The organism is Nocardia flavorosea (assembly GCF_015477805.1).
Lineage (GTDB): Bacteria > Actinomycetota > Actinomycetes > Mycobacteriales > Mycobacteriaceae > Nocardia > Nocardia flavorosea_A.
Genome location: NZ_JADLQL010000002.1, coordinates 696,037 through 721,595, shown reverse-complemented (window position 1 = coordinate 721,595; position 25,559 = coordinate 696,037). Strand labels below are relative to the sequence as shown.

Genomic DNA, 25,559 nt, shown 5'->3' with positions numbered 1-25,559 from the left:
GCTTACCGTTGACACGTGTTGGAACCGACAGGACCGTTACCGCCGGAGATCTACTGGCGGCGCCGCGTTTTTGCCATCGGAGCGCTGGTGGTCGCGCTCGCGGTGGTGATCTGGCTGGTCGTGACCGTAACCAGGGGTGGAGGTTCGCCCGGGGCGACCGGTGCCGCGGCCTCTTCGACGGCGAGCTCCGAAGCCGCGGCGAGTTCGGCGCCGTCGGCCACCACGGCCACCTCCACGACTGCTGCCACGACCTCGGCCACCGAATCGTCGGAACCGGCGCCTGCCGCGGCCGGGCAGTGCGCCGACCAATCGCTGGCCATCAAGGTGTCGGTGGCCCAGCCGACCTACCGGGTCGGGGAGGAACCGGTGTTCGGGATCGTGATCACGAATATCTCCGGTGAACCCTGTACTCGCGATATGGGGTCGGGGTTGCAGCGGGTTTCGGTGCGGACGCTGGACGGTGGACGACAGTTGTGGGCCAGCACGGATTGCTACCCCGACGGCGAACCCGATCTGCGCACCCTCGACCGCGGTGAGCAGGCCGCGTTCACGGTGACCTGGACCGGTACCACGTCGCAGCCGGAATGTGCGGGGGAGCGGGTGCAGGTGCCCAGCGGCGCCTACCACGTGGTCGCGCAACTCGGAGCGGTCCGCAGTGCGCCCGAACCCTTCAACATCGCGGAATAGCGGCGCCCGGCCGGTGCCTCCGCGGCACCGGCTATTTCCTCCTGGACAAGCCCGCCAGCCGTAGCGCTGCCCGCAGGTCGGCCGCCTCGTGCAGGGTCATACCGGTGTCCTTCGCGGAGACGCCAGGGGGCACCACCGCGTTCGTGAACCCGAGGCGTTCGGCCTCGGCCAGCCGGCGGCCGGCGGCGGTGATACGGCGGACTTCACCTGCCAAGCCCACTTCGCCGAGGATCACCCACCCCGGCGGTAGCGCGGTATCGCGGGCGGCGCCGGCGATGGCCAGTGCGATGGCCAGATCCGCGGCGGGTTCGGTGAGCCGCATCCCGCCCACCGTCGCCGCGTAGACATCCTGTTTGCCGACATAGAGGCCGCAGCGGCTCTGCAGGACGGCCAACACCATGGCGACCCGGTTGTAGTCCAGCCCGCTGACCGCCCGGCGCGGGGCCGGTACCTGGGTATCCACTGTGAGGCCCTGGACCTCGCCGACCAGTGGCCGCTTCCCGTCCATGGCCACCGTGACCGCGGTACCGGGCACCGAATCGGTGCGGTGGTGCAGGAAGAGGCCGGAAGGGTCTGTTACGCAAGCGATCCCGTCGTCGTGGAGTTCGAAGCAACCCACTTCGTCGGCGCTGCCGAACCGGTTCTTGATACCGCGCACCATCCGCAGTGTCGAATTCTTGTCACCCTCGAACTGGAGCACCACATCGACCAGATGTTCCAGCGTGCGCGGCCCGGCCACCGCCCCGTCCTTGGTGACATGGCCGACGAGCAGCACCGCGATACCGCTCGTCTTGGCCAGCGAGGTCAGCGCCGTGGTGACCGCACGCACCTGGGTGACTCCGCCGAGTACGCCGTCGCTGTCGCCGGCCAGTATGGTCTGCACCGAATCCACCACGAGCAGCGTGGGTTTCACCTGATCGACATGGCCGAGCAGTACCGACAGATCCGATTCGGCCGCGAGGTACACCCGTTCGTGCACCGCGCCCGTCCGGTCCGCCCGCAACCGCACCTGTCCCGCCGATTCCTCCGCGGTGACATACAGCGCCCGTTCGTCGCGCTGCCGCGCCCATCGATGTGCGACCTCCAGCAGCAGGGTCGATTTGCCCACTCCCGGCTCCCCGGAGAGCAGTACCACCGATCCTGCGACGATCCCGCCGCCGAGTACCCGGTCGAGCTCGGAAACTCCCGTCGGTCGCGCGGTCGTGGTCTGCGAGTCGACCCGTGAGATCGGCGCGGCAGCGGTACTCGGCAGCATCGCTTTACGCCCCGCCGGCACACCGGCCGGCCCCACCGCCGGCAGTGCCTCGTCGACGGTGCCCCACGATCCGCAGGAGGGGCATTTACCCACCCATTTGGCAACCTCGTGCGCGCATTCCGAGCACCGGTAGACGGCCTTGGTCTTGGTCACTGCCACAGCCCGCACCTTACGCACACCGGCCGACAACAGAGTCTTGCGGCGGATACTTCTCGAGAGCGGTGTCTACGGCCCCGAAACCCGCGCTGCCGGAGGCGGCGCCAAAAAACTCAGTGCCCGCCGGCCGGTCCGGTGGTGCTCTTGGAGAGCTCGGATTCGAGGCGGGGGGTGTCGGTACCGGCGTCGACCGGGACCTCGACTTCGACTGTGCCGTTTTCCTTGAAGTCGAATGAGACGTTGTAGGTCAGGCCGGGGGTGATGTTCTGGGTCAGCCCGGTGATCTCGATGGTGGCGGTTTCGATTTCGCCGGCTTCGGTGTCGACGGTTTCGCCGGTGGTGTGGGTTTCCGCACCGGCCGAGGGGGTCGAGACGACAACCGTTTCGGAGGGGCTGATCTCGATCTTGTCCCCGTTGGCCGGGGTGATCTTCACCGTGCCGAGGTCGGTGGTGACGGCGGTGAGTTCGTCGGCGACGGTTTCGCCGGTGTTGACGATCGACAGCGCCAGCGCGGCCCGGCCACCCGCGGTGTGGTTGCCGGGGCCGGAGTCCGGGTAGACGATATGCACATTGCGCAACGAGATGGCGCCGGCGTCGGCGGTGTTGCCGTTGATGGCCGCGACCTGGTCGGCGGTCTGCGAGACCTGGCCGGCGCTGCAGCCGGACAGGATGATGGCCGCTCCGGCGGCGAGCGCGGCGACCGGCACCAAGCGCCGGCGCCGCCGAGTCGAGGCGACCGGGCTCGCGGCAGTCACAGCAGTCAGGGCAGTCACGGGTTGTCCTCCATGTCCGAGTGGCGCACTCCAACTAGGCACTGTAGTAGTCGCCGTGGAGGCCGGGATGCACCGGGCGGTGTCAGGGGGTATTACGGGATTGCGCACTGTGTGATTTCTCGCACCTATCGCCCAGAGGTATCGCTTCCGGGCGGGCGAGCGAGTAATGCTTCATAGCGGTGCGTCCGGCAGGTCGTGCGGTGCGTCTTCGGTGACCCCCATCGGCCCATGCTGACCGGTAACGATTCGGATTCCGTGCTTTGGTTCCCGGCCCCGGTGCACCGCGGCGCCGGCCGGTCCGGCGGGGTGCGGAGACGACACCCGTTCGGCCCCAACGTGATGCACACCAAACACGCCCTGTCAAGCCCCAGTACCTGGTCGTTGTGGCCCTGACCTGCGCAGTTGATCGCGCCGTTATCGAGTCGCGTGTTAAACTGTGAACATCGAAAGGGGCACGGGACACATGATTTTTAAGGTCGGAGATACCGTCGTTTATCCCCATCATGGGGCGGCTTTGATCGAAGCTATCGAGACCCGCACCATCAAGGGTGAGCAGAAAGAGTATCTGGTCCTGAAGGTCGCACAGGGTGACCTCACTGTTCGGGTTCCCGCGGAAAACGCGGAATACGTCGGCGTTCGCGATGTCGTGGGCCAGGAAGGCTTGGATCGGGTCTTCCAGGTGCTGCGGGCGCCGCATACGGAAGAGCCCACCAACTGGTCCCGCCGCTACAAGGCCAACCTCGAGAAGCTCGCCTCCGGCGATGTGAACAAGGTGGCCGAGGTCGTTCGTGACCTGTGGCGTCGGGAACAGGATCGTGGTCTGTCCGCGGGCGAGAAGCGGATGCTGGCCAAGGCGCGGCAGATCCTCGTCGGTGAGCTGGCGCTCGCCGAGGGGACCGATGACGGCAAGGCCGAGACGCTTCTCGACGAGGTTCTCGCCGCGGCGTCCTGACCGTGTACGAACCGGACGGGTCCGGCCGTAACGCCGGACCCGTCATAGCGTTGGTTCCTGCCGCCGGTCGTGGTGAACGTCTGGGAGCAGCTGCTCCCAAGGCGTTCGTCCCGGTCGGCGGCACACCCATGCTCGGGCTGGCTGTCGGTGGATTGATGGCTGCCGGGGTTGTCGACGAGATCATTGTGATGGTGCCCGCCCAACTCGTCGAGGCAACGGCAGACCTGCTCCCGCCCGCGGCACCGGCCCGGATCGTGGCCGGTGGTGCCGAACGCACCGATTCCGTGCGTGCCGGCCTGGCCGGTGCCGACGCAGCCGCGCACATCCTCGTGCACGATGCCGCACGGGCACTGACGCCGCCCGATCTGATCGCCCGGGTGGTGGCCGAACTACGGGCCGGGCGCTCGGCGGTCGTACCCGTGCTACCGGTGGTCGATACCGTGAAATCGGTCGATACCGCCGGTGTCGTGACCGGTACACCGGACCGTTCTGCGCTACGCGCCGTGCAGACCCCGCAGGGATTCGCGGCCGATGTGCTGCGCCGCGCCTACGAGCATCCGGAGAACGCCACCGACGACGCGGGCCTGGTCGAACGGCTCGGCATCGACGTGCACACGATTCCCGGCGATCCGCTCGCATTCAAGATCACGACACCGCTCGACCTGCGCCTGGCCGAAGCCGTGCTCGACGGGAGGCAGGTGGCCGGGCGATGATGGATATCCGCGTCGGTATCGGCACCGATGTGCACCCGATCGAACCGGGACGGCCATGCTGGATGGCCGGGCTGTTGTTCGACGGTGAAGACGGTTGTGCGGGGCATTCCGACGGCGATGTGGCCGCCCATGCACTGTGCGACGCCCTGTTGTCGGCCGCTGGGCTCGGCGATGTCGGATCGGTATTCGGAACCGGCCGCCCGGAATGGGCGGGAGTATCCGGCGCCGCCATGTTGAAGGAAGTGCGGCGGCTGCTGGAAGACTCCGGATATGCGGTCGTCAACGCCGCGGTCCAGGTCATCGGCAATCGCCCGCGAATCGGGCCGCGACGGGCGGAGGCGCAGCAGGTGCTGGGTGATCTGCTCGATGCTCCCGTCTCGGTATCCGGCACCACCAGCGACGGGCTGGGTCTCACGGGCCGCGGCGAGGGTATCGCCGCGGTTGCCACCGCACTGCTGCACTGTCCGGGGCGGCCGAGCGACCTCCCCGACGGCGGTTGACCGGACCGATCGGGGACAGCGGAGCCGCTGCCCCAGCACGAGCCGGAATCCCGGGCTGATCGACGCCGTGTGAACGCGGCATCGCCCCGTTCCACCGCAGCGATCGCGGCGCCGCGGTGCGCGGATCGCCGCCGCGACGCGAAGACCGTCGCCGCGGGCCGGGGTGCAACAGTCCCGGCCGCGACGGTGCGGCCGAATGCCGTGATACCGGTCGTTGCCGCTACCCTGCCCATATCCCCGCTGCACCACTTCCGAGTGCAATCCACAAACGAAACTAGGATCGACTGCCGTGACGCTGCGCCTGTTCGACACCGAGAAACGGACCCTGCGTGATTTCACGCCGCTGGTACCCGGCCACGCCTCGGTGTACCTGTGTGGGGCAACCGTGCAGGGTCTGCCGCATATCGGTCATGTGCGCAGCGGTGTCGCGTTCGATATCCTGCGCCGCTGGCTCGCCGCGGGCGGCCTGGATGTGGCATTCATCCGCAATGTCACCGATATCGAGGACAAGATCCTCACCAAGGCGTCCGCCGCCGGCCGGCCGTGGTGGGAATGGGCCGCGACGCACGAACGCGCTTTCGACGACGCCTATTTTCGGCTCGGCGTGCTTCCGCCCTCTGCGGAACCGAGGGCGACCGGTCATATCACCCAGATGGTCGCTCTGATGCAACGGCTCATCGAGCGCGGGCACGCCTACGCGTCCGAAGGCAATGTGTATTTCGATGTGCGCAGCTACCCGGATTACGGCCGGTTGTCCGGGCACCGTGTCGAGGACGTACACCAGGGCGAGAGCGCCGGGCTCGGTAAACGCGACCCGCGCGATTTCACACTGTGGAAAGCCGCGAAACCAGGTGAGCCCACCTGGCCGTCGCCGTGGGGTCCCGGCCGCCCCGGCTGGCATCTGGAATGCTCGGCGATGGCCGAGTTCTACCTCGGTTCGGAATTCGATATCCACTGCGGTGGAATGGATCTGGTGTTCCCGCACCACGAGAACGAAATCGCGCAGTCCAAGGCGGCCGGTCACGGTTTCGCGCAGTACTGGTTACACAACGGCTGGGTGACCATGGGCGGCGAGAAGATGTCGAAATCGCTCGGCAATGTGCTGTCCATTCCGAATGTGCTGAAATCCGTGCGGCCGGTGGAATTGCGCTTCTACCTGGGCAGCGCCCATTACCGGTCCATGCTGGAATATTCCGATAAAGCGCTCGCCGATGCCGCCCAGTCGTATCAGCGGATCGAGGCCTTCGTGCAGCGGGTCGCCGAACGCGGCGGCGATATCCCGATGGGCAAATGGACCGACGGTTTCGCCGCCGCCCTCGACGACGATCTCGGTGTCCCGAAGGCGCTCGCCGAAATCCATCACGGCGTGCACGAGGGCAACCGCGCCCTCGACGCCGGCGTCCTCGAAACCGCCCGGGAGCACGCGGGCCAGGTCCGGGCCATGCTCGAAGTGCTGGGTGTGGACCCGCTCGATCCGCACTGGCATACCGCCGCCGACCGGTCGGCCGCCGACGCTGCCCTCGATGTGCTGGTCGGCGCCGAACTGGAACGCCGCCAGCAAGCCCGGGCCGCAAAGGACTGGGCTACCGCGGATGCTGTACGCGACCGCCTGCAGGCGGCCGGCATCGAAGTGACCGATACCCCGAACGGTGCCGAATGGTCGCTGGGCACACCTACCCCTGGAAAGGCGGGCTGATGGCCGGCAATTCACAACGTCGTGGTGCGATCCGCAAAGGCGGTAGCAAGAAGGGGCAGGTGGTCGGGTCCGGCGGGCAGCGCCGCCGCGGACTGGAAGGTCGCGGGCCGACACCCCCGGCGGAGGCGCGCACCAAACATCCCGCGGCCCGCAAGGCCGCCGCGAAAGCGCGGGCTGCGCAGAAGAGCTCGGCCGGCCGCGGTGCCCGCCCGGCCGGCCGGCACGGTGACGACGGTCCCGAACTGGTCCTCGGCCGCAACCCGGTGACGGAATGCCTGCGCGCCGGGGTCCCGGCGACCGCGCTGTACGTGGCGGTGGGCACCGAGAACGACGAGCGGCTCACCGAGAGTGTGCGTATCGCCGCCGATACCGGAATCTCCATCCTCGAGGTACCGCGCACCGACCTGGACCGGATGAGTTCCAACGGTTTACACCAGGGAATGGCGCTGCAGGTGCCGCCCTACCGGTACGCGCATCCCGACGATCTGCTGGCGCGGGCTCAGCAGTCGGCGGAACCGGCGCTGCTGGTGGCGCTGGACAATATCTCCGACCCGCGCAACCTGGGTGCCGTGGTGCGCTCGGTCGCGGCGTTCGGCGGCCACGGCGTGGTGATCCCGCAGCGGCGCAGCGCCAGCGTGACCGCGGTGGCCTGGCGGACCAGTGCCGGGGCGGCGGCCCGACTGCCGGTCGCTCGGGCTACCAACCTCACACGGACGCTGAAGGATTGGGCCGCCAAAGGGGTCCAGATCGTCGGTCTGGACGCCGGTGGCGACACCTCGCTCGACGATTTCGACGCCACCGGGCCCACGGTCATCGTGGTCGGATCCGAGGGCAAGGGATTGTCCCGGCTGGTCCGGGAGAATTGTGACGCCATCCTGAGCATCCCCATGGCGGGTCCGGTGGAATCGCTCAACGCCTCCGTGGCGGCGGGCGTCGTGCTGGCCGAAACCGCACGGCAGCGCCGCGCCTGACCGTACGCTCACCGTCCCGGTCAGCGGGCGGTTACACGCCGATTCGGTCGCCCGGACCGCAAAACCGCCCGCGCACCGTAGAATTCGTTCTGTGGTGATACCCAACACGCCCATCGGTAAGCCGGTCGAGCACCCGTATGCGACGGCGGTGCTGTTCCTGGGTGCGTTCAGCCTGCTGTGTTTCGGGCTGACCGGGCCGGTGGCCTGGGCGATGGGTAAGCGCGCGCTGGATCAGATCGACGAATCCGGCGGTGCCTACGGCGGCCGCACCCAGGTCGTGGTGGGGTTCACGCTGGGGGTTATCGGCACGATCCTGGCGGTGCTGATGGCGTTGCTGTTCGTCCTGGTGTTCCTCACCGGCGGCTGACGGTGTTCAGTCCAGGCTCTGCTGGCCGTTCCATTTCCCGGGCTCCCAGGTGGGCCATTCCTCGCTGATCGAACCCGACCAGGTGGGCTGGCGACGTTCCCGGAAGGCCGTCATCGCTTCGTCCGCGTCCCGACCGTGGGCGATGTGATCGTTCAGATCGGCTTCCAGTCGTGCGACCGTCGCCGGTTCCAGACCGACCCCCTCCCAGAGCAGGCGTTTCGACAGGGCAGCGCTGAGCGGCGCCGAGCCGCCTGCGATATCGTGTGCGACCGCCATCGCCGTCGGCAGCACCTCTGCCGCGGGCAGGCAGGCATTGGCCAGGCCCATCGCCTTGGCTTCGTCGCCGTCGAAGGTCCGGCCGGTGAGCAGGATATCGGCGGCGTTGGCGAGACCGGCCAGGCGTGGCAGCGTCCAGTGTGCATAGCCGTCGGCGAGCACACCGCGCCGCACCTGGCTCAGCGCGTACACCGCGTCGTCGGCCAGGTATCGCAGATCGCATTGCAACGCCAGCGCCAGGCCGACGCCCACGGCATGCCCGTTGACCGCCGCGATCACCGGTTTGCGGACGCGGAACGGGGGCGGATCGATACTTGCGCTCACCTCGCCTACGCGGTCGGACAGATCTGCCCCCGCGCAGAACGCCGGTGGGGTCCCGGTGATGACCACGACCCGGATCGCATCCTCGGCATCACACCGCTTCAATGCCGTCCCGAGCGCGTCGATCATGGCGGGGTTGAACGCGTTCTGCTTGGCCGGCCGGTTCAAGGTGAGGACGGCGATGCCCGCTGAGACATCGACGAGCAATTCCGAACTCATAGTGGGGAGTTTATTGGTGAGCGGCCGCGCCCGCGGGTTCGGGCCGTGATTACCGCAGCACTTTCCGGCTGATGGCGTATTTGTGGACTTCTGTGGGGCCGTCGTAGAGGCGGAACGGGCGCATATCGCGGAAGATCATTTCGACGACCGTTTCGTCGCTGACCCCGATACCGCCGAGGATCTGGACGCAGCGGTCGGCGACCTTGAACAGTTCCTCGGAGACGAACGATTTCGCCATCGAACTCTCGTGGCGCGCTTTTTCGCCTTGATCCATGAGCCAGCAGGTATGCCAGATGGTGAGCCGGCACTGGTGCAGCGCGATCTCGTTATCGGCGATCATGAAGGAAACGCCCTGGTGCTCGCCGAGGGTCTTACCGAAGGCGGTGCGGGTTTTGGCATGCTCGATTGCGATGCTCTGGGCGCGTTCGGCGGCGCCGAGCCAGCGCATGCAGTGGGTGAGGCGAGCCGGCGCGAGCCGCAATTGGGCGTAGCGCAGCGCTTGGCCCGCTTCGCCGAGGAGGGCGGATTTCGGCAGCGTCAGGCCGTCGAACCGAACTACGCAGTGTCCGGCCACGTAATTACGGTCCATGGTGTTCATGGTGCGTTCGATGACGATGCCCGGCTGGTCGCCGTCGGTCAGGAAGAGGGTGGGGCCGGCCGGGAGGTGCGGGTTCTCGGCGAGTCTTGCCATGATGATCCAGGTTTTCGCGCCGTTCGCCCCGGTGATCAGCCATTTGCGGCCGTCGATGGTGAAGTTTTCGCCGTCGAAGGTCGCGGTGGTGGCCAGTTGGGCCGGGTCGGAGCCGGCGCCGTCGGGTTCGGTCATGGCGAAGACCGACCGCTGGTGGCCGTCGATAACCGGCTTCAGGTAGCGCTCGGTCTGGTCCGGGTCGGCGATCTTGGAGAGCAGGAACATATTGCCCTCGTCGGGGGCCGCGCAGTTCATCGCGACCGGACCGAGGGTGGACCATCCGGCGGCTTCGTAGAGAACCGCCTGCTCGACATGAGTGAGGCCGCGACCGCCGAGTTCGGTGGGCGCCTGGATGGTGAGCAGATCCTCGGCACGGGCCAGCTCCACGAGTTCCTGGCGCAGTTCGTCGGTGGGGCCGTGCGCGGTGAGCCGGGGGTCACGCTCGTAGGGCACGATTTTCTCGGCGACGAACTGGCGGATCCGGTCGCGCTCGGCGGCCAGGTCGGCGGGAATCGTGAAGTCGATCATGTGGTGCCCTTCGTTCCGGGAGCGTTGCGCACGAGCATACGAAACCCCCACACCCAGACTGAAGGCACCTGCCCCCAGCCCCCCACGGAACGCACTCAAACCCCTTCGCCGAAGGCCCCGAAACGGGGAATGCCGGCCGGTCCCCGCTCAGGCCGTTCCTCCGGACAGTCCACTCCCTGGGTGGGGCCCGCCCCTGGCCTGGAGCGACGGAGCGGGGGAGCGAAGCGGAGGAACGCAGGAGAGCAGACCAGGCGTCACGAGGGTCCCACCCTCGAGCCGCGGAGCGGCTACAAAATCCTCGAGCCGCGGAGCGGTTACAAAATCACAGCCCCGCCCCTTAGCCGATGGTCTACTCCCGATACCTCGGTCGACATCCCTCCGCAGCACCCGGAACGGCGTCCTGCCTCGGGGAGCAAATGCCGGCGGTCGCACCCGGTTGCGCTTCGGCGGCACCGACGGCTCCGAAATCACACCGCTCAGCCGAAGGGGCTACCCCGACACCGGGGATACCAAGCCCTCCGCGTCACGGTTCCGGATGCGGCGCGATGAACGCTGCCGGGCGCCGATCACCCGGCAGACCAGGTAGATCAGGAACGAGATCGTGGTGACGAAGGTCGATACCGGGGCGCCCGGGGCGAGCGACAGCAAGATCCCGCCGACCGCGGCGACCTCGGCGAAGATCACCGCGAGCACCGTGGCCCGCACCGGATCGGCGGTGAGTTGCGCGGCGGCGGCCGCCGGGGTTATGAGCAGGGCGAGGACCAGCAGTGCGCCCACGATCTGCACCCCGAACGCGGCGGTGATCCCGAGCATCACCGCGAACAGGATCGACAGGGCCCGCACCGGGACCCCGCGCGCCACCGCGACCTCGGGGTCGGTGCTGGCGAACAGGAGTGGCCGGTAGACGACGGCGAGGACCGCCAGTACCGCCGCGGTGCAGGTGGCCAGTAGCGTCAATCCGCTGAAGCCGACACTGACAACCTGTCCGGTGAGCAGGGAGAACTTCGATCCCGCGCGTTCGGGGCCGAGCCACAGGAACAGCACCGAGAGGCCGAGACCGAACGACAGCACCACCGCGATCACCGAGTCGCGTTCCCGTGCCCGGGTGCCGAGTACGCCGAACAGTACCGCCGCGACCACCGATCCGACGATTGCGCCGATACCGATCCCGGCGCCGACGAGCAGTGCGGCGGCGGCGCCGGTGAGCGAGAGTTCGCTGGTGCCGTGGACGGCGAAAGACATCTGCCGGCTGATGATCAGCGGTCCGATGGCCCCGGCGAGCAGTCCCAGCAGTGCCGCGGCGAGTACGGCCTGCTGGACGAAGTCGTAGCCGAGCAGGTGGACGGTGGTCTGTAGATCGAAGATCTCGGCCAGTACGTCGGAGAGCTTGTCCATCTAGGTGTGTGCCTGTCGGAGTTGCCGGACGGTGTCGGTGCCGGCCGGGTCGGGGGTGTGCGGGGTGCCGGGGTCGCCGTGGCAGTGGGCGCCGGCCGTGCCGAGCGCGTCCATCGTGTCGCCGGTTCCGACCACGACCAGGCGGCCGCGGACGCGCAGTACATCGACGTCGGTCTGGTACAGCTCGGACAGCACCGCCGAGGTCATCACCTCGTCCGGGGTGCCGATCCGGAACTTCCCGTCGACGAGGTAGAGCACCCGGTCCACCAGCGGCAGGATCGGGTTGATTTCGTGAGTGACGAACAACACCGCGGTGCCGTGTTCGCGGCGCCGCCGGTCGATCAGGCCGGAGACGAGTTGCTGGCTGGCCAGGTCGAGGCTGAGCAGCGGTTCGTCGCACAGCAGGACCGCGGGGTCGCCGACCAGCGCCTGCGCCACACGCAGCCGCTGCTGTTCGCCGCCGGACATGCTCTCCAGCGGCGCCCGCGCGAATTTTCCGGCACCGACATCGGCGATGGCGGCCGCGACCTTGCGGCGGCGTTCCGCGCGTCCACGCAAGCCGAGCCCCCAGCGATGCCCATCCACCCCGAGGCCGACCAGGTCGGTGCCGCGTAGCTGCACACCTGCGTCGATAGTGCGTTGCTGTGGGATATAGCCGATATCGGGATGCCCGGCGCGCGGTTCGGCCCCGCCGATACGGGCCCGCCCGGCCGACAGGGTGAGCTGACCCAGCAGCACCCGCAGCAGGGAGGTCTTACCGGAGCCGTTCGGCCCGAGTACGGCGATGAACTCGCCCCGGGCGACGCTGAGATCCAGTTCGCGCCACAGCACACGGTCGCCGAACGCAAGGGTTGCCGCTTCGAGTGATACGGCCGGTTCGGTCGCGGGCTCGGAGGTCGCCCCGGTACCCGGCGCACCGGGCGATGTGATGCCCTGCGCACCGGGCGATGTGATGCCCTGCGCGTCGGGCGATGTGGTGCCTTGCGCGTCGGGGGACTCGATGTCCTGCCCGTTGGGGGCGGTGGGGCCTCGTCCGTTGGGAAGTGCGTTCCCGCGCTTGTCGGTGCTGTGCCCGTCGAGAGATGCGATGTGCCGTCCGTGCGGGGAGGTGGTGTCGTGCCGGCCGGTGGCCTGCCCTTCGGGTGGTCCGGTGTGCCGCGGACCTCCGGGGGCCGGACCGGCACCGTTTCCGGCCCGGCGGTTACCGGCCTCCGCCGCCTCCGCGTCCGCGGGCAAGGCGGTATCGGCGCCGGGTGTGCCGCGACCGTTTGCCGACGCGGTTTCGCTCATCGGTTGCATCCGTTCGTTGCTCTGGGGCCGGGGTCAGCCGAGGGCGTCGGCCAGCGCTTCGGCATTGCGGGTCTGCCAGGTCACGAAATCGAGTCCCGGCGGCAGCGTCTCGGTGACCTCGACCACCGGGATTCCGGCCGCGTCGGCTGCTGCCCGCAGATCCTGGCTGACCGTGTCCTCGGTCTGTACGTTGTAGATCAGCACATCGACCTGGCGGCCGTCGATGAGATCCCGGGTCGCGGCCACGGCCGCGGCGGCGGGATCGGTTTCCTGTTCGATCGCTTCCTGGTAGTCGCGCGGTGTCCGGTCGACCGTACCGGCGTCTTGGAGCAGGTAGTACGCCAGTGGTTCGGTTTGCAGCACCGGCGTGCCGGGGTGGGCGTCCGCGGTCCGGTCGGTGAGGGCGGTGACCGCGTCGAGCCGGCCGGTGAACTCGGCGGCGCGATCGATGTATCCCTGCGCGTGCGCGGGATCCAGTTCGCCCAGTGCGGTGCCGATCTGTTCGGCTACCAGCGCGACGGTCTCCATGTCGTACCAGACGTGTTCGTTCGTATCGTCCTGGATGGCGATGTCACGGGTAGCGACGGCTTCGACGGCGCGCTGCCCTCGGCCCTCGATCGCCTTCGCCATGAACTCGTCGTAGTGGCCGCCGTTGTACACCACCAGATCGGCGTCGCTGATCTGCGCGGATTCGGCGGCGGAGGTTTCGTGGGAATGCGGATCGGCGGCGGGATCGGAGATTATCGCCGAGACTTCCGCGTCGGGCCCGGCCACCGCGCTCGCGATATCGGCCCAGACATTGGTGGATGCGACCACCTGCGGTTTGCCCGAATCGTCGCCGTTGTCACCACAGGCGGTAAGGGCCGCGGCCGTCGCCACGCCGGCAGTGAGCAGTAAGGCGCTTCGGGTGGCTTTCAGAAACACGAGGTACCTACCAAAGAGTTTAATGGAAATCGTTTCCGTTTCACTTTAGCAGGCAGCGAGAGTCTCCCCGAACCGACCGTGCGGTGTTTTTACTTTGCGCCACCTGCGGCGGCGCGGGGCTCAGCGCCCTCGGACGGGCCGAAACCTTTCAGCGCCTCGCTGGACTCGGCGCCTTCGGCTGGTTGTGGCCGCCCGCCATGTTTCCTACTGAACTGACCGCGGCCCGGCGACTACCCCACGGGGGGGTCGTTCGGGCTGCCGGCTCTGTGTGCCTCGCTGACCTCGGCGTGCCTCGGGGTACTCGATGTACCCCGAGGCGGCGCTCGACGAGCGGGGCCGGTCGATACCGAACTCTTCCGGCGAGTCCGCTGGGTGAGCTCTGCCCGTTACCGCTCAGACGCCGAGCAACTGGGCGCAACGGAGCAGGCCCAGGTGACTGTACGCCTGGGGATGGTTGCCCAGGGACCGCTCGGCGACCGGGTCGTATTCCTCGCTGAGCAGCCCCGTCGGACCCGCCACGTTCACGAGCTGCGCGAACAGCGCTTCGGCGTCGGACCGTTTACCGATCAGCAGATAGGCCTCCACCAGCCAGGCCGCGCAGAGGTGGAATCCGCCTTCGCCGCCGGGCAGTCCGTCGTCGTGGTGGTACCGGTAGACGGTCGAACCGCTGCGCAATTCGGCTTCGGTGGCCACCACGGTCGCCGCGAACCGGGGGTCGGCGGGATCGATCAGGCCGCTGAGTCCGATATGCAGGGTCGCCGCGTCGAGGTCGGTGCCGTCGTAGGCGGCGGTGTAGGACTGGACCTCGTCGTTCCAGCCCTTGACTTTCACCTCTTCGGCGATGGTTTCGCGCAGCGGCGCCCAGTCGGCGTCGACCGGGCGGTCGAACTTCTCGGCGAGGGTGAGCGCGCGGTCGACCGTGAGCCAGCCCATCACCTTCGAATACACGTGGTGACGGGGGTTGCCGCGGATCTCCCAGATGCCGTGGTCGGGTTCGGTCCAGCGCCGCTGCACCGCCGACACCATGGCATGCACCAGTTCCCAATCCGCGTCGGGCAGCACCTTGCGGGGGTCGGTGATGCCCTGCTTCTCCCGGGCGTGGGCGAGACTGGTGATCAGGTCCACGATCGGCCCGAACACATCCAGCTGCACCTGCATATTCGCCGCGTTACCGACGCGGACCGGGCGCGATCCCGCATAGCCGGGCAGCTGGTCGATCACAGCTTCCGGGGGCAGCGTTTCGCCGTAGATGGTGTACAGCGGATGCAGCCGTTCGGGGCCGGGCAGGGTTTCCAAGACGCGGTGCACCCAGTCCAGGTACTGCTCGGCTTCGCCCAGCGAACCCAGCGACACCAGCGCGCTCGCGGTCAACGCGGCATCACGCAACCAGCAATAGCGGTAGTCCCAGTTGCGTACCCCGCCGATATCCTCGGGCAGCGATGTTGTGGCCGCCGCCAGAATGGAACCGGACGGGGCGTGCACCAGACCGCGCAGGGTGAGCGCGGAACGCTTCATGAGATCGGGTTTGAGGGCCGGCAGGTCCAGCGTCCGCGCCCATTCCGACCAGTAGAGTTCCGCCATCCGGCGGCGTTCGGGTTCGCTGGTCGCGGCCGGGCCCAGATCTTTCGAACCGCAGCGCAGCTCCAGGACCACCGGGCCCTGGGAGGGGTCTACGACGGCGGTGGCCGAATCGTGTACGCCGTCGCTGTGGATCTCCCAGGCGACCCCGGGGGAGCGCAGTACCACCGGGTCGTTGGTGCCCCATACCCGCAGTCCGTCGCGTTCCACCTCGATCGATACCGGAACCTGGCCGAATTCGGGCCGGGGCGCGAAGGTCACCTGGGCCGAGGTGGTGCCGGTGATGACGCGGGTGAGGTCGGTGCGGTTGGGGTCCACGTCGTGCGGCAGATAGTCGACGACCGACAGTTTCGCCCAGCGGGTCTCCACGGTCATGGTGCTCTCGACGTACCGCTGCGAGAGCGGCAGACCTGGCCGCTGCGGCGTGATCGAGAAATGGCCGGCGTCGACGCCGCCGAGCAGATGCGCGAATACCGCCGCGGAATCCGGTTCGGGATGGCAGAACCAGGTCACCGTGGCGTCCGGGGTCAGCAATGCCACCGAGCGCGGGCTGGCCAGCATGCTCAGGCGTTCGATCGGCGGGGCGCTGGCCCCGGCCAGCCAGGTACGGCGCTCCTCGAGCAGGTAGGCCAATGCGTGCGAGACCGCCTCGGTGCTGTCCACCCGGTATTTGGCCAGTGATTCGCCGTCGCCGACCTTGATCCCGATATCGGGACCGCACAGCACCCGGAAGGCTTTCTCGTCGGTGACGTCGTCGCCGAAGAACACCGCGGCCGAGGCGCCTTCCTGGTGTCGTACGGTGCTCAGCGCGGAACCCTTGTCCGTGGGGACCACGGCGAGTTCGATCACCGCTTTGCCCTCGGTCACCTGGACGCCGACCCAGGATGCCGGGCCCTGCCGGGCCTGGTCGAGCGCGCGGCGCCCGATCTCCGGTGCCGCGTTGCGTACATGCAGCGCGACACTGGCCGGTTTGGCCTCCACCGACGCGCCGGGATTCTCCGCGGCGATCTTGCTCAGGGCTGTGACCACTTCACGCAGTAGTTGCCTGGCGTCGTTGTCGATGGCGTGGACGAAACCCACGTCGAATTCCGAGCCATGGCTGCCGATCAACTGCACCTCTACCGGCAGTCGTGACAGTGCGGCGAGGTCGCGTAGGGCGCGGCCGGAGATGACCGCGGCCGTGGTGCCGGTGAGTCCGGCCAGCGCGCGTAAGGCCCGGACGGACTCACCGTGCGGGTACGCCTTGGCCGGATCGGAGACGATGGGCGCGAGAGTCCCGTCGTAATCCGATGCGACCAGCAGCCGAGGCACGCGCGCGACTGTCGCCAGCGCTCGGCGGAGTTCCAGTGGCAGATCCTGTGCGCTCACGCATCCAACCTATTGATCGGAGTTTTCGTTAAGAGGGGGCGCGCATGACAATACTGTGTCATCATCGCCCGTCCGATTCGGCGGGAAGTGCGGGCGGCTGCCTGCGCAGCCCACACGGATCATGGTAGCTGCCGGGGCGGTGCGACGGGGGTCTCCGCAGGTTGCGGGACGGCCGGGACTTGCCGATCAGGAGCGGCTGCCGAGCAGCAGGTCGACAGTCAGTTCGAGACGTTCGGAGACATCGGTCGCCGAGGCCCGGCGAGTGAGCCACGCGACCAGGTTCGACAGCCACACATCGCTGATGACACGGGCGATGGCGAGCTGGCGTTCGGTGGGGTCGCCGTCGTTCATGGCGCGGGCGAAGACTCGGTCCATCACCTTGCCGACCCGGTCCACCTCGGCGGCCGCGGAGGCATCGGCGAACATGAACGCGCGGGTCATGGCCTCGGTGAGCAGCGGGTCGCGCTGCATCATGCGGGTGATCTGGGAGAGCAGCATATGCATCCGCTCCTCCGGCGATTTGCCGGCCAGCGGTTTGCGTTTGCCTTCGAACTGTTCGAACTCCCGGGCCAGGGCCGAGACCAGTAAGTGCACTTTGGACGGGAAGTACCGGTACAGGGTGCCCACCGCGACATCGGCCCGCTCGGCGACGGCCCGCATCTGTACCGCGTCGTAGCCGCCCTTGGAAGCGAGGGCCAGGGTGGCATCCAGGATCCGCTTGCGCCGCTCGCGCTGAGCCGCCGAACTCAGTTCGTCCTCCCGCAGCGTGGTGACGGGCGCGACCGGGGCCGCATCCGAATCGCCGGGCCGGGAACGGGAGGGGCTGGCCATGGAGGGGAGTCCTTTCCGTGACGTGGTCGAGCACGAGCGCGGCCGGTGGGATCGTGTCTTGACTTCCGCCCGCCGTGGATATTAGAACATGTTCTAGGTGTGGGAGTCACGCCGGAAAGGCGGTATGGACTGTGACCATCGCCACCACTGACGAGCATAAAGCCGTTCAACAGTCGATGAGCGGATGGGCCGCAGCGGCGCAACCGATTGCAACAATGCGGGCCGGGACCACCGGCTTCTGGCGTTCGTACTGGCCAACGCTGACCGAGCTCGGAATCTTCCAGGTAGCGGTGGCCGAAGAGGCCGGAGGCGCGGGCGGATCGGTGACCGATCTGGCCGTTTTCCTCGAACAAGCGGCACACGACCTGGTCGGCGGCCCCGTGCTGACGACGGCGGTGGCCGGCTACGTAACGGCCGGTGCGCTACCGGAGGACCAGCCCTGCGGGGTCGCGCTGGATACGGTCGTCGCCGAGGATGCCGAGCCGGCGGGGGCGCCGCAGCTCCGCTCGGGCGGCGACGCGAGCCTGCTGAGCGGTACCTGGGAAACGGTGCTCGGTGCCGAATCCGGTACCGCGGTGCTGCTTCCGGTCGATACCGCGGAGGGCCGGCGCTGGTGCCTGCTGTCGCCGGATACGGCCGGGCTGCAACTGGAACCACTGGAACCACTCGACCTCGCGACCCCGCTGGCCCGGGTGCGTTGCACCGATGTACGGGTGGACGCCGCGGCACTGTTCGCGCCCGCCTACGCCGTCGAGGATCTGCTGGTCGCGCTCGCCGTCGCCGAACTCGCGGGCGTGACCGGTTGGTGCCTGTCCACGGCTGTCGAATACGCGAAGGTCCGCGAGCAGTTCGGTCGCAGTATCGGCTCCTTCCAGGCCGTGAAGCATATCTGCGCGTGGATGCTGTGCCGCACCGAACTCATCCGGGCGGTCGCCGCCGATGCCGCGGCCGCCGTGGACACCGGCGCCGCCGAACTGCCCATTGCCGCCGCCATCGCCGCGTCCATCAGTCTCGACGCCGCGGTGGAAACCGCCAAGGATTGCATCCAGGTGCTCGGCGGTATCGGATTCACCTGGGAACACGACGCGCACCTGTATCTGCGCCGGACGGTGGCATTGCGCCAATTGCTCGGCGGTGGTTCCTACTGGCGTGGCCGGGTCGCCGAACTGACTCGCGCCGGGAAGCGGCGGACCACGGGCGCCGACCGGGTGTTCGCCGATGCGGCCGCAGTGGGTGGAACCGATACCGGCGCCGTAACCGACGAACTCACCACCGAAGTGGCCCGGATCGCCGCGCTGCCGGCCGATGAACAGCGCACCGCGCTGGCCGAGACCGGCCTGATCATGCCGCATTGGCCGAAGCCCTACGGTCGCGCGGCCGATCCGATGACCGGTCTGGTGATCTCCGAGGAACTGCGCCGCGCGGGTGTCGCGGTACCCGATCTGACCATCGGCGGCTGGGCCGTCCCGACCCTGCTGCAACATGGAACGCCCGAGCAGATCGAGCGTTTCGCCTGGCCGACCCTGCGCGGCGAAGTGGTCTGGTGTCAGCTGTTCAGCGAGCCCGGCGCCGGTTCCGACCTCGCCGCACTGCGCACCAGCGCCGAACGCACCGAGGGCGGCTGGATCCTGCGCGGCCAGAAGGTGTGGACTTCGCTGGCGAAGGAAGCGAACTGGGCGATCTGCCTGGCCCGCACCGATCCGGCCGCACCGAAACACAAAGGCATCAGCTACTTCCTGGTCGATATGCGCAGTGCCGGTATCGATATCCGGCCGCTGGTGCAGATCACCGGCGAGGCACGCTTCAGTGAGGTGTTCCTCGACGAGGTGTTCGTCCCGGACGACTGTGTGGTCGGCGCGCTCGGCAACGGCTGGAAGATCGCTCGCTCCACATTGTCGGCGGAGCGGGTCGCCATGAGCGGTAACGGTATCGGCCCCGCGCTGGAGGAACTGATCACCAAACTGCCGGCCACCGGGCGGGGTTCGGAACTGATCAACGACCGGCTGGGCGGTTTCGTCGCCGACGCGATCGCCGGACTGTTGCTGGAACAGCGCGCGGCGGTGCGGATCCTGGCCGGCGCCGATCCGAGCGCGCAGAGCAGTGTGCGCAAATTGGTGGGCGTCCGGCACCGGCAGGCGGTCGCCGAGTTCGCGGTACAGGTGGCCGGCCCGGCCGGTGCGCGAACGACCGAGGACACCTCGGAATTTCTGCTCACCCGCTGTCTGTCGATTGCGGGCGGAACCGAGCAGATCCTGTTGACCGTGGCCGCCGAGCGGATCCTGGGCTTGCCCCGCGACGCGGCCGTTAAATGAGTGCTGTTGGGCGCAGCCCATCCGTAATCCGCGCATGGCCGGAGCGGATGCGAAGGTACGCCCAGTTCGTGCGACGACTGGAGAGCAGAACGTGGACTTCACCCGAGACGAAGCTCAGGAGGCGGTGGCGGAGGTCGTCGTCGGACTCCTGGAGCGGGAGGCGGCGCGCGACGGCGAGCTGTGGCCGAAACTGGCGGCGACCGGACTGCTGTCGGTAGCGCTACCGGAGCGGTTCGGTGGCGACGATATGGGTATCGACGCGATATCGGTACTGCTGACCGAACTGGCCACCGACGCGGTGGCCGCGCCCGCTCTGCCCACTCTGGGGTTCGGGGTGCTGCCCCTGCTGGGCGCGGTACCGGAGAGTGTGGCGGCGGAAGTGTTCCCGGCGGTCGCCGAGGGCGCGGTGCTCACCGCGGCCATCAGCGAGCCCGGTGCGCCGTTGACCACCGAGCCCACCACGAAGGCCGAGGTATCCGGCGATACGGTGCGGATCACCGGATACAAGGTGGCGGTGCCCTGCGCCGATCAGGCCCGGTGGCTGCTGGTCACCACGGAATCCGGGGTGGCCGTCGTCGATGCGAAGGCGGCGGGCCTGTCGCTTGCACCGTCCTCGGTATCCGGTGGGCTTCCCGAGTTCTCGGTGAAACTGGACGGGGTGCAGATTCCGGCCGACCGCTTGCTGTCCGATGCGGGCTCGCACCTGCACCGGATCGTGCTGGCCGCCATCGGCGCCGTCGCGGACGGCCTGCTCTCCGGCGCGGTGAAACTCACTGCCGCGCATGTGGGCACCCGGCAGCAGTTCAACCGGCCGCTGGCGGAGTTCCAGGCCGTCGCGCAGCAGATCGCGGACCTGTACGTGGTGTCGCGTACCCTGCACGTCGCGGCGGTTTCCGCGAACTGGGCGCTGGGGCAGAGCGATCCGAGCCCCGAACACCAGCAGCGGATCGACGACGATCTGAACGTGCTGGCCTACACCGTGGCCGCGGAGCTGCCGCGCGCCATGCAGAAGTGTCATCACCTGCACGGCGGTATCGGAGTGGATGTCACCCACTCCATGCACCGCTATTACTCACAGTCCAAGGACATCGCCCGCTGGCTGGGCGGCGCCGCACTGCGGCTCGAACGATTGGGGGCAGGGTGTTCATCGATCTGACCAGCGAACAACGCAAACTCCGTGACGATCTGCGCGCCTACTTCGCCGATCTCGTCACCCCGGAAGAGGCCGCCGAAATGCTGGACAACCGGCACGGCGACGCCTATCGCGCCGTGGTCCGGCGGATGGGCCACGACGGCTGGCTCGGTGTCGGCTGGCCGAAGGAGTACGGCGGGCACGGGTACGGGCCGGTCGAACAGCAGATCTTCTACAACGAGGCGTCCCGCGCCGATGTTCCACTGCCGCTGGTCACCCTGCTGACCGTCGGCCCGACCTTGCAGCAGTTCGGCACGCAGGAACAGAAGGAGAAGTTCCTGCCCGGGATCCTGTCCGGCGATATCCATTTCGCCATCGGCTATTCCGAACCGGAAGCCGGCACCGATCTCGCAGCACTGCGGACGAGCGCGGTCAAGGACGAATCCGGCGATTGGGTCGTCAACGGCCAGAAGATCTTCACCACCGGCGCGCACGAGGCCGACTACATCTGGCTGGCCTGCCGAACCGGTTCGGTGGAATCCCGGCATCGCGGCATCACCATCCTGATCGCCGATACTTCCGACCCCGGGTATTCCTGGACCCCGATCATCACCGCCGACGGCGCGCACCACACCAACGCCACCTACTTCGACGACGTCAAGGTTCCGGCGAGCATGCTGGTGGGCGAGGAGAACAAGGGCTGGCGGCTGATCACCACCCAGCTCAACCACGAGCGGGTGAGCCTGGGGCCGTCCGGCAAGATCGAACAGCTCTACGACAAGGTCCGCGATTGGGCCGAGCCGCGGGCGATCCTCGACGAACCCGAGGCGCAGCGCGCGCTGGGCCGAATCCATGCCATGACCAGGCTCAACGAGTTGTTGAACTGGCAGGTGGCGGCGACCGCGGAGAGCCCGGACACGGATCAGTCCCAGGTCATCGCGGACGCGTCGGCGACCAAGATCTTCTCCACTGAATCGCTGCAGGAAGCCGGCCGGCTGGCCGAAGAGGTCGTGGGCCGTTTCGGCGACCCGGCCGACCCGGCCACCGCGGAACTGCTCGGCTGGCTGGACCGGCGCACCAAACAGAACCTGGTGGTGACCTTCGGCGGTGGCGTCAACGAGGTGATGCGCGAACTCGTCGCCTCCGCGGGCCTGAAGCTGCCCCGGGTGCCCCGTTGACCGGGTTCGGCCGGATCCCGTGCCCCACCCTCTATCCCTAAGGAGCAGTTCCTTGCCGGATACAAGTACTCCGGAAGAGATCACCGCGGCCGCGGAGAAGATCATGGCCGCCGGCGCCAGTGCGCCCCGGCTCGGCCGTGATCCGGTGAACCAGCCGATGATCAACAACTGGGTGGAGGCCCTGGGCGATACCAACCCGGTGTACGTCGACGAGGCCGCCGCCAAGGCCGCCGGGTTCGACGGGATCGTCGCGCCGCCCGCCATGGCCCAGGTGTGGACCATGCTGGGTCTGGGCGGCCGCCGCCCGGCCGACGATCCCATGGAGGCCACCAACGCCCTGCTCGATTCCGCGGGCTACACCTCGGTGGTCGGCACCAACTGTGAGCAGATCTACCACCGCTACGTGCGGCCCGGCGAAGAGGTGAGCATCACCAGCGCGCTGGACAGCGTCGTGGGCCCGAAGAAAACCGGGCTGGGGGAGGGGTTCTTCCTCACCTACCGCACCAGCTGGTACGTCGGCGACGAACTCGTCACCGAAATGCTGTTCCGCATCCTGAAATTCGCACCCGGCACCGGTGCGCCCCCGAAACCGTCGCTCGCCGACCGCGTACGCCCGCTGGTCTCGCACGACACCGAATTCTTCTGGGAAGGCGCCAAAGCCGGCGAGCTGCGCATCCAGAAGCTGCCCAACGGTACGCTGCGTCACCCGCCCGTCCCCGCGATCTGGCAGGACAAGACCGAACCGGTCGACTATGTCGTCGCCTCCGGTAAGGGCACCGTGTTCAGTTTCGTGGTGCACCACGCACCCAAGGTTCCCGGCCGCAACCTGCCGTTCGTGGTGGCGCTGGTGGAACTCGAGGAAGGGGTGCGGATGCTGGGCGAACTGCGCGGTATCGAACCCGAGAAGGTCGAGGTGGGGCTGCCCGTAATCGCCGATTACGAAAAACTGGACGACGATACGGTGCTGCCGTTCTGGAAGGTGATCCCGTGACGACAACATTCGATCCGGCGACGGTCGCGGTGGGTACCCAACTGCCCGAACTGTCGATCCACGCCGACCCGACCTTCGTGATCAGCACCGCCCTGGCCACCCGCGACTTCCAGGATGTGCACCACGACCGGGACAAGGCGATCGAGCGCGGCTCCAAGGATATTTTCGTCAATATCCTCACCGATACCGGCCTGGTCCAGCGGTTCGTCACCGACTGGGCGGGCCCGAGCACGGTGGTGAAATCCATATCGCTGCGCCTCGGCGTGCCGCTGTATGCCTACGACACCCTCACCCTCACCGGCAAGGTGACGGCCATCGAAGGTTCCGAGGTGAGCCTCGAAGTGATCGGCAAGGACAGTCTCGGCGATCACATCGTCGCGAAGGCCGTCATCGATATCGCGCGCTGCGGCGGAGGTACCCAATGAGCAACTCGGATCACCCACTGTCCGGCCGGGCCGCCATCGCGGGAATCGGCGCCACCGATTTCTCCAAGGAATCCGGCCGCAGCGAACTGCGGCTGGCCGCGGAGGCGGTCACCGCCGCGCTCGCCGACGCCGGACTCACCCCCGCCGACGTCGACGGCCTGACCACCTTCACCATGGATACGAACCTGCAGGTCGCGGTCGCGCGGGCCACGGGTATTCCACAACTGAAGTTCTTCAGCCATATCGGCTACGGCGGTGGCGCGGCCTGCGCCACCGTGCAGCAGGCGGCGATGGCGGTGGCCACCGGTGTCGCGGATGTGGTGGTGGCATACCGGGCGTTCAACGAACGGTCGGTATCGCGGTTCGGGCAGTTCTCCACCTCGCTGGCCGCTGCGCCGACCTCCTCTGGGATCGATGCCGGCTGGTCGTATCCGCACGGCCTGGGTACGCCCGCCGCGCAGGTCGCGATGGTGGCGCGCCGCTATATGCACGTCTACGGCGCGACCAGCGCCGATTTCGGGCGGGTCGCCGTCGCGGACCGTAAACACGCCGCGGTCAACCCGAACGCCTTCTTCTACAACAAGCCGATCACTCTCGAAGACCACCAGAAATCGCGCTGGATCGCCGAACCGCTGCATCTGCTGGACTGCTGCCAGGAATCCGACGGCGGGGTCGCGATCGTGGTGACCAGTGTGGAACGGGCCCGCGATCTGCCCAACCCGGCCGCCGTGATCACCGCCGCCGCCCAGGGCAGCGGAGCCGACCAGTACGTGATGACCAGCTACTACCGCGACGCGCTCACCGGGCTTCCGGAAATGGGACTCGTCGGCGACCAGTTGTGGGAACAGAGCGGTTTACGCCCCGGCGATATCCAGACCGCAATTCTGTACGACCACTTCACTCCTTTTGTGCTCATGCAATTGGAGGAACTGGGATTCTGCGGGCGCGGCGAGGCGAAGGATTTCATTGCCGACGGCGCGATCGAAATCGGTGGAAAACTTCCCGTCAACACCCACGGCGGACAATTGGGTGAAGCGTATATCCACGGGATGAACGGTATCGCCGAAGGGGTCCGGCAATTGCGCGGAACTTCGGTGAACCAGGTCGAGAATGTGGAGAACGTACTGGTCACCGCGGGTACCGGGGTGCCGACTTCGGGATTGGTGCTCAGCGCCGACGCCTGAGCAGTTGTCAGGGTCTGAGCAGGCGCCAGGCGGCGGCGGACCGATCAGGCGTCGGCTCGGACCCTGAACCCGAGACATCGGATGGGCTAAATGTTGTGACCGCCGTAGCGCGACCGGAACCAGGCCACCTGCTCGGCACTCGTCGACGATGAGACGGTAGACACGTCACCGATATGTGCACCGCCGCGACGACGCTTTCCCTCCCCAGGAGACCGGCACACCATGACGGAGACCTGAGAACCAGGTTGCCAGTGCAGGGTGTGGGCCGGATTGCCGGGATGTGGGATGTCCTCCGTGTGCACGCCGCGCTTGGCCAGCAGCCGCGCCAGTTTGTCGAAGCGAAGGCGGCGGTCGAAGCGGCCGTACCGGTCGAGAATCACCCGGTTGACCGTGCTGCCGCCGTAGGAAAGCCGATGAACTTGCAGGGTGAAGTGCTGGCCCTTCCACGGGCTGTCGCGTGATTCCCGGAACCAGAAGAACTCGACCATTCCGTAGTCGCGCCACATGCTTCGGCCGTCGAGGGAATTCTCGGCGTAGTCGGAGCCCAGGATCGCGGTGACCTGGTCGGGGGTGTCCGTCGGTTTGGCGCCGAGGACGGTTCCGGACGCGATCACGTGCATGTAGAACTCGAGGGAATGCGGTGTCACTGGTTCTTCCTGGAGAGGCTGAGTGGGCCGGGTCGCCCCAGAGCAGGTGACCGGCGCGGCAGCTCTGGGCCCGGTCGCTTGTGAGTTTTCACAGCGGGGAACAAGATATAACTGTCGATCACTCAATCGTCAGTGGGTTTGCCGGCGAGGATCTGGTAACGGTGCAAAACTCGTCATTTCCTATTGTCGATTCTCTCCC

Annotated in this window: 23 protein-coding genes; 13 read left to right on the top strand and 10 right to left on the bottom strand. The window is 67.8% G+C overall.

Annotated features, from left to right (window positions below; all coding sequences use genetic code 11):
- The first annotated feature begins 15 nt into the window (after positions 1–15).
- A complete protein-coding gene (locus IU448_RS12250) occupies positions 16–687 on the top strand; it encodes a hypothetical protein (RefSeq protein ID WP_195055673.1) in 672 nt (223 codons plus the stop codon).
- A 31-nt stretch (positions 688–718) separates the two neighbouring features.
- Here the strand turns inward: IU448_RS12250 and radA are convergent, their stop codons facing one another.
- On the bottom strand, positions 719–2,095 hold the full coding sequence (gene radA / locus IU448_RS12245; RefSeq protein ID WP_195056259.1) for a DNA repair protein RadA: 1,377 nt from the start codon (positions 2,093–2,095) through the stop codon (positions 719–721).
- A gap of 116 nt (positions 2,096–2,211) precedes the next feature.
- Complete coding sequence (locus IU448_RS12240) at positions 2,212–2,871, bottom strand: hypothetical protein (RefSeq protein ID WP_280458318.1); 660 nt, start codon at positions 2,869–2,871, stop codon at positions 2,212–2,214.
- Positions 2,872–3,334: 463 nt separating this feature from the next.
- Here IU448_RS12240 and carD point away from each other — a divergent pair, with 463 nt between their 5' ends.
- The 6 genes from carD (at position 3,335) to IU448_RS12210 (ending at position 8,070) form a co-directional block, all read left to right on the top strand.
- The gene (gene carD, locus IU448_RS12235; RefSeq protein WP_011206964.1) at positions 3,335–3,823 is read left to right on the top strand and encodes an RNA polymerase-binding transcription factor CarD; all 489 of its coding nucleotides are present in this window, start codon (positions 3,335–3,337) and stop codon (positions 3,821–3,823) included.
- A gap of 2 nt (positions 3,824–3,825) precedes the next feature.
- Positions 3,826–4,536 (top strand): 2-C-methyl-D-erythritol 4-phosphate cytidylyltransferase, encoded by a 711-nt coding sequence (ispD, locus tag IU448_RS12230; RefSeq protein WP_416382987.1) that lies wholly within the window; start codon positions 3,826–3,828, stop codon positions 4,534–4,536.
- 5 nt (positions 4,537–4,541) lie between these two features.
- The gene (gene ispF / locus IU448_RS12225) at positions 4,542–5,036 is read left to right on the top strand and encodes a 2-C-methyl-D-erythritol 2,4-cyclodiphosphate synthase (RefSeq protein WP_195056256.1); all 495 of its coding nucleotides are present in this window, start codon (positions 4,542–4,544) and stop codon (positions 5,034–5,036) included.
- Positions 5,037–5,325: 289 nt separating this feature from the next.
- Positions 5,326–6,732: a cysteine--tRNA ligase gene (cysS, locus tag IU448_RS12220; RefSeq protein ID WP_195055672.1), complete on the top strand. Its 1,407-nt coding sequence runs from the start codon at positions 5,326–5,328 to the stop codon at positions 6,730–6,732.
- Positions 6,732–7,703: a 23S rRNA (guanosine(2251)-2'-O)-methyltransferase RlmB gene (gene rlmB, locus IU448_RS12215; protein ID WP_195055671.1), complete on the top strand. Its 972-nt coding sequence runs from the start codon at positions 6,732–6,734 to the stop codon at positions 7,701–7,703. The genes cysS and rlmB overlap by 1 nt, the downstream gene beginning before the upstream one ends.
- 91 nt (positions 7,704–7,794) lie before the next feature.
- Positions 7,795–8,070, top strand: coding sequence for a DUF4190 domain-containing protein (locus IU448_RS12210; protein WP_195055670.1), 276 nt, complete (start codon positions 7,795–7,797; stop codon positions 8,068–8,070).
- Positions 8,071–8,076: 6 nt separating this feature from the next.
- Here IU448_RS12210 and IU448_RS12205 read toward each other — a convergent pair whose 3' ends face one another.
- The 7 genes from IU448_RS12205 to kstR all read right to left on the bottom strand — a co-directional run bounded on the left by IU448_RS12205 (position 8,077) and on the right by kstR (position 17,491).
- A complete protein-coding gene (locus tag IU448_RS12205) occupies positions 8,077–8,886 on the bottom strand; it encodes an enoyl-CoA hydratase/isomerase family protein (RefSeq protein ID WP_195055669.1) in 810 nt (269 codons plus the stop codon).
- Positions 8,887–8,935: 49 nt separating this feature from the next.
- Complete coding sequence (locus IU448_RS12200; protein WP_195055668.1) at positions 8,936–10,105, bottom strand: acyl-CoA dehydrogenase family protein; 1,170 nt, start codon at positions 10,103–10,105, stop codon at positions 8,936–8,938.
- Positions 10,106–10,594: 489 nt separating this feature from the next.
- Entirely contained in the window at positions 10,595–11,500 is a 906-nt protein-coding gene (locus IU448_RS12195) for a metal ABC transporter permease (protein WP_195055667.1), read from the bottom strand.
- Complete coding sequence (locus tag IU448_RS12190; RefSeq protein WP_195056255.1) at positions 11,501–12,430, bottom strand: metal ABC transporter ATP-binding protein; 930 nt, start codon at positions 12,428–12,430, stop codon at positions 11,501–11,503.
- A 393-nt stretch (positions 12,431–12,823) separates the two neighbouring features.
- Positions 12,824–13,708, bottom strand: coding sequence for a metal ABC transporter solute-binding protein, Zn/Mn family (locus IU448_RS12185; RefSeq protein ID WP_195056254.1), 885 nt, complete (start codon positions 13,706–13,708; stop codon positions 12,824–12,826).
- A 399-nt stretch (positions 13,709–14,107) separates the two neighbouring features.
- Positions 14,108–16,660: a trehalose-phosphatase gene (otsB, locus tag IU448_RS12180; RefSeq protein ID WP_195055666.1), complete on the bottom strand. Its 2,553-nt coding sequence runs from the start codon at positions 16,658–16,660 to the stop codon at positions 14,108–14,110.
- 186 nt (positions 16,661–16,846) lie between these two features.
- Complete coding sequence (gene kstR / locus IU448_RS12175; protein WP_195055665.1) at positions 16,847–17,491, bottom strand: cholesterol catabolism transcriptional regulator KstR; 645 nt, start codon at positions 17,489–17,491, stop codon at positions 16,847–16,849.
- 131 nt (positions 17,492–17,622) lie between these two features.
- On the opposite strand from kstR, the gene IU448_RS12170 reads away from it, so the two are divergent.
- The 6 genes from IU448_RS12170 to IU448_RS12145 all read left to right on the top strand — a co-directional run bounded on the left by IU448_RS12170 (position 17,623) and on the right by IU448_RS12145 (position 24,713).
- Positions 17,623–19,803 carry an acyl-CoA dehydrogenase family protein gene (locus tag IU448_RS12170; RefSeq protein WP_195055664.1) on the top strand — a complete coding sequence of 727 codons (2,181 nt, stop codon included), beginning with the start codon at positions 17,623–17,625 and terminating at the stop codon, positions 19,801–19,803.
- Positions 19,804–19,894: 91 nt separating this feature from the next.
- Positions 19,895–20,959, top strand: a complete 1,065-nt coding sequence (locus tag IU448_RS12165) for an acyl-CoA dehydrogenase family protein (protein ID WP_195055663.1) — start codon at positions 19,895–19,897, stop codon at positions 20,957–20,959.
- Positions 20,944–22,113 carry an acyl-CoA dehydrogenase family protein gene (locus tag IU448_RS12160; protein ID WP_195055662.1) on the top strand — a complete coding sequence of 390 codons (1,170 nt, stop codon included), beginning with the start codon at positions 20,944–20,946 and terminating at the stop codon, positions 22,111–22,113. The genes IU448_RS12165 and IU448_RS12160 overlap by 16 nt, the downstream gene beginning before the upstream one ends.
- A 103-nt stretch (positions 22,114–22,216) precedes the next feature.
- The gene (locus IU448_RS12155) at positions 22,217–23,104 is read left to right on the top strand and encodes a bifunctional MaoC family dehydratase N-terminal/OB-fold nucleic acid binding domain-containing protein (protein ID WP_195056253.1); all 888 of its coding nucleotides are present in this window, start codon (positions 22,217–22,219) and stop codon (positions 23,102–23,104) included.
- A complete protein-coding gene (locus IU448_RS12150) occupies positions 23,101–23,529 on the top strand; it encodes a MaoC family dehydratase (RefSeq protein ID WP_195055661.1) in 429 nt (142 codons plus the stop codon). The genes IU448_RS12155 and IU448_RS12150 overlap by 4 nt, the downstream gene beginning before the upstream one ends.
- On the top strand, positions 23,526–24,713 hold the full coding sequence (locus tag IU448_RS12145; protein ID WP_195055660.1) for a lipid-transfer protein: 1,188 nt from the start codon (positions 23,526–23,528) through the stop codon (positions 24,711–24,713). Before IU448_RS12150 ends, IU448_RS12145 begins: the two co-directional genes overlap by 4 nt.
- 86 nt (positions 24,714–24,799) lie before the next feature.
- On the opposite strand, the gene IU448_RS12140 is transcribed toward IU448_RS12145, so the two are convergent.
- Entirely contained in the window at positions 24,800–25,360 is a 561-nt protein-coding gene (locus tag IU448_RS12140) for a hypothetical protein (RefSeq protein WP_195055659.1), read from the bottom strand.
- Positions 25,361–25,559: the final 199 nt, after the last annotated feature.